Source organism: Candidatus Protochlamydia sp. W-9, from assembly GCF_001950615.1.
Taxonomy (GTDB): Bacteria; Chlamydiota; Chlamydiia; order Chlamydiales; family Parachlamydiaceae; genus Protochlamydia; species Protochlamydia amoebophila.
The window spans coordinates 1-327 of sequence record NZ_BCPZ01000012.1 but is presented as its reverse complement, the minus strand read 5'-3'; the positions used below and the strand labels follow the sequence as shown (position 1 = coordinate 327).

At 34.6% G+C, this 327-nt stretch carries 1 protein-coding gene; it reads right to left on the bottom strand.

Annotated elements, in window-relative coordinates; translation table 11 throughout:
• The coding region (locus tag BU804_RS00160; protein ID WP_143298893.1) for a transposase at positions 1-327 on the bottom strand (327 nt) is incomplete at both ends.

Sequence of the window (327 nt, the reverse complement as noted above, 5' to 3'; positions counted from 1 at the left end):
GTTCTTTCGAAATATATCCCTTATCACCAAATAGTTTTCCAAAAATCCCTTTCGACAAAGTTTCGGCAATAGAAACATCAGCGACATTTCCAGGAGTTAGCTGAAAAGCCAAAATTTCTCCTTTCTCATTGATCATGAAATGCAATTTAAACCCGAAAAACCACCCTGAAGTTGTTTTTCCTCTCTTTACTAAACCTTTAAAGACCTTGTTTCTTTTTATGCGTTTATTGTGGCAAACATCTATCGACGTAGAATCAATAAAAGCAATTCCTGTGATTTCTCCTCTTTTGTCCAAAAGATAAGCAAATAGAGGAATAAAAAGGTTCT